The sequence below is a fragment of the Rhizobium favelukesii genome, from assembly GCF_000577275.2.
GTDB classification, from domain to species: Bacteria; Pseudomonadota; Alphaproteobacteria; order Rhizobiales; family Rhizobiaceae; genus Rhizobium; species Rhizobium favelukesii.
The window spans coordinates 1-3336 of sequence record NZ_CBYB010000050.1 but is presented as its reverse complement, the minus strand read 5'-3'; the positions used below and the strand labels follow the sequence as shown (position 1 = coordinate 3336).

Below are 3336 nucleotides of genomic sequence, written 5' to 3'. Positions count from 1 at the left end.
GTTCCGCCCGATGCTGCCCGCACCTTCGAGGATGCACCACGCGCGGCGAGCGCAAAGAGAAGTCGCGCCTTGCCGCTAATGCCTAAGTTTTCGGAAGAGCGCCGCTACCTCCACATGCACAGCGCGGCACGTCAAATACTTGCCGCCGAGTAACGCCCAACCGGCGCATGAGGTAATCATTGAGGCGATCGAGTGCTTGGCCGATAGCGGCATTGGCCTCGGCAAGTGAGAAGATAGTCTGCTTGCGCAGCCGCCCAGAATGCAGGTCTGGACAAAACGGACTCCGTTTCAACTTTCGATTTACCCCGAGGCTTTCTTGGCCGTGCCGGACGAACGCCCACGCCGTAGTGGGAAGGCCATCATGCCGTAGCTTGCGGCTGATCTCGGGATCGTAGAAGCTGGCGTGGTTGACGCCCGACTTCAGATTGTCGGGGACGACCAAAGATAATTTTGATCGTATTGCTTGCTTCCAGATGTGCGGCCGTTGGGTGTGGCCGCACATGACCACTGGCCAAGATGGTTTCCGAGACGCGAGTTCCAAACACATTATCGACCTTTAACGGCCAGTGGGACAAACGGAGCATCACGCGTCTTGGATCGATCGATCACACCATCTGCATTCTTCTTGCAAGTTCACCATCGCATCAGCTCAACACAGTAGCGGTCGTTATCTTGCTCACCGCGACGGGCCATCACTAGCCCTGCGGCCTGCGGGATATCTTGGGGTTGTCTCCGGTACGCTTCCCCGCTGACCATCAGGCTCCAGGCGCCCGGGCGATCTTGTTGGCCAGTGCCACCGCGACCATTTCGGGTTCTTGCGTCGGAAGAGCGAAAGAAGCCAGTGAGAAGCATTTTACTTCGTCCTGTGCGAACAGAGCAGGTGCGCCCGTCACCACTGCGCAACATCTCATCACCGGCGCGGGTGATTACACCGAGCCTGACTTTGCCGGCCGTCGAATGATCTAGGCCGATCCAGGCGGCAAAATCACGTCCGGTTAGCATTAGCAGCTGGGTGCGATTGGGGATCAATCATTCCCTCGCGCCGACCAGCATCAAGGCTGCCTGCTGATCGGCAGTCTTCACCGGCACGAAGCGCATGGTCGGCCTGCTCATCGCCTCGCACAATGCTTCTGCATCCGCTGCATCGTTCTTTGCCGCGCTTGATGTAAGGTTTTGCCAGTTGCGGCGCGATCAGCTTCACCTCGTGCCCGAACGAGCTTAGCAACCTCGCCCGGTAATGCGAACCGCCGCACGCCTCAAGCGCAATAGTGGTAGGCGGCGTCTCCTCCAAGAATTTCACCATTTCCCTGCGTGATAACTTCTTGCGAAGCACCGGCTGCTCGTGCATTCACGCCATGCAATTGAAAAGCGTTGACAGGGGAAACCGGCAGGCCGGCCATAGAGCCGCGAAATGATCAATTCGGGATGCCGACGCTGTTAAGCGAAGCGGAAGGCAACACGGTGCATGGCGTCAATCGCAAGCCATGCACCGATCCCGCGCGGTCGGAGACCCTGTGCATGCCGGGAAGTCTTTCATACGGAAGCAGCGAGATCTCATCAGTGTCCAGTGCGAATGGACTGGACGGGACTGGGAAGGTCGTTGACCATAAGCCAGTCATCGACGCTGATGAGAAGTCGGATACGCCCATAGTACCGCAGAAGTTGCCGAACAAGGGAGATGATCCTGCGGAGGCAATGGCGGGAAGGGGTGTAATCGGAGGGAATGCCTTCGAAACTCCAGCGTGCCGGACACAGAGCCGGATAAAACACGCTTCGATGGGGATCGAAGGTGTACGGGAAGCCGCCAAGCGGGACCCGAAGATGCGTTTCACGGCGCTGATGCACCACATCACTCCGACGCTTTTGGTGAAGAGCTTCCATGCGCTTCGCAAGCAAGCGGCGAGCGGTGTGGATGGCGTGACGTGGTACGACTATGAGAAGAACCTCGAAGGACGCGTGTACGAACTGCACCGGGAGATTCAATCCGGTGCATATCGTGCACAACCGTCCCGACGGGTCTACATTCCGAAGAATGACGGAAGACTCCGTCCTCTCGGCATTGCAGCGCTGGAAGAAAAAGTCGTGCAGATGGCCGTCACCACGGTTCTAAACGCGATCGATGAGCAAGACTTCCTGGGCTTCTCATACGGGTTCCGACAAGGAAGGGGGCAGCATGACGCGCTGGACGCCTTGTGGGTTGGGATCGACAAACGGAAGATCAACTGGATACTGGATGCAGACATTCGCTCGTTTTACGATGAGATCGATCACGAGTGGATGCTTCGTTTCCTGTCGCATCGAGTTGGTGACTGCCGGCTGATACGTCTGATCTACAAATGGTTGAAAGCGGGCACGATTGAGGATGGCCGCCGCGTCGCATCGACGCGAGGAACTCCTCAAGGATCTGTAATCACTCCCCGAACGCAAAAGGTAATTTCTGCTGTCCGTCCGGAATGTGCCATTTGAGTGCGGCTCACTACCACTGGGCGGCAGTTTTGGATGTGACGGGATTGAATGCCGGATCGTGATGGTATCGTTGTCGACCAATACTTCCTTGACCAGCAGTCGGACGATCTTCTGGCGTTCGGTGATGTCCAGCAATTCCGCCGACGCGCGCAGCCGCTGAAGGAAGGCGGTCAAGGTTTCAGCCAGACGCAGGAACGACAACCGGTCGGCGGCCTGATCGACAATCGCCTGCAGTTCGGCGCGCATCGACTGTTCGCGGCCGCGCAGTTCCGGCATCCGGCGCCGTAGTTCATCGAGGGAAACGAGATCTTCTTGATAGGCTGTAAGCAGGCGCTCCATGCTTTTCCCGATCCGCGTCAACTCGCGTTCGAGAATGTCTTGCCGCCGTTTTGTTGGTTCGGCAGCACGGGCCGCATCGAGGCGCCGGTCGAGTTCGTCCTGAATGAGTGTTGGATCTTCGATCAGTTGGATAACCTCCTGCCAGATGATCTGGTCGAGCAGGTCCTGGCGGATAGGCCGGCTATCACACACGGCCCCGCCGAGATGGCGCCATGCATCCGAGCCAAGGCAGCGGTAGTAATGGATTTTGCGTGCTGAACTGCGGGTTGACGTCCGTGACAACGCATAGCCGCATTTGCGACAAGAGACCAATCCCTGGACGATGCTCGGCTCGATGGTGCGACGGGGTGCGAAGCGTTTGTTGTCGGCCAAGCGCTCTGCTGCAAGCGCAAATGTCTCGTCGCTGACGATCACCGGAACCGGTATTTCGATCCATTCATCTCGCGGCCGTTCGTTGCCGCTGCTCTTTTCCCCATGGACCGTCCGCCCTGTCAGGCGGAGCGGTCTCGTCACCTTCCTGCCGTGCTCCGA

The 3336-nt window shown here is 58.2% G+C and carries 1 protein-coding gene and 3 pseudogenes; 1 reads left to right on the top strand and 3 read right to left on the bottom strand.

Features of this window, described 5'->3' with window-relative positions; translation table 11 throughout:
• Positions 1-130: 130 nt before the first annotated feature.
• A pseudogene (locus LPU83_RS75695) lies at positions 131-442 on the bottom strand (IS21 family transposase); the annotation flags it as partial.
• A 287-nt stretch (positions 443-729) separates the two neighbouring features.
• A pseudogene (locus LPU83_RS37965) lies at positions 730-1400 on the bottom strand (IS110 family transposase); the annotation flags it as partial.
• Positions 1401-1425: 25 nt separating this feature from the next.
• Between LPU83_RS37965 and LPU83_RS75330 the strand changes: the two are divergent.
• Positions 1426-2466, top strand: a complete 1041-nt coding sequence (locus tag LPU83_RS75330) for a reverse transcriptase domain-containing protein (RefSeq protein WP_342213966.1) — start codon at positions 1426-1428, stop codon at positions 2464-2466.
• 531 nt (positions 2467-2997) lie between these two features.
• On the opposite strand, the pseudogene LPU83_RS73890 reads toward LPU83_RS75330, so the two are convergent.
• Positions 2998-3219, bottom strand: a pseudogene (locus tag LPU83_RS73890) (recombinase family protein); the annotation flags it as partial.
• Positions 3220-3336: the final 117 nt, after the last annotated feature.

Excerpts from the sequence above, each read along its gene's own strand:
- LPU83_RS75330 (WP_342213966.1), top strand. The coding sequence starts at position 1,426 with ATGCCGACGCTGTTAAGCGAAGCGGAAGGCAACACGGTGCATGGCGTC.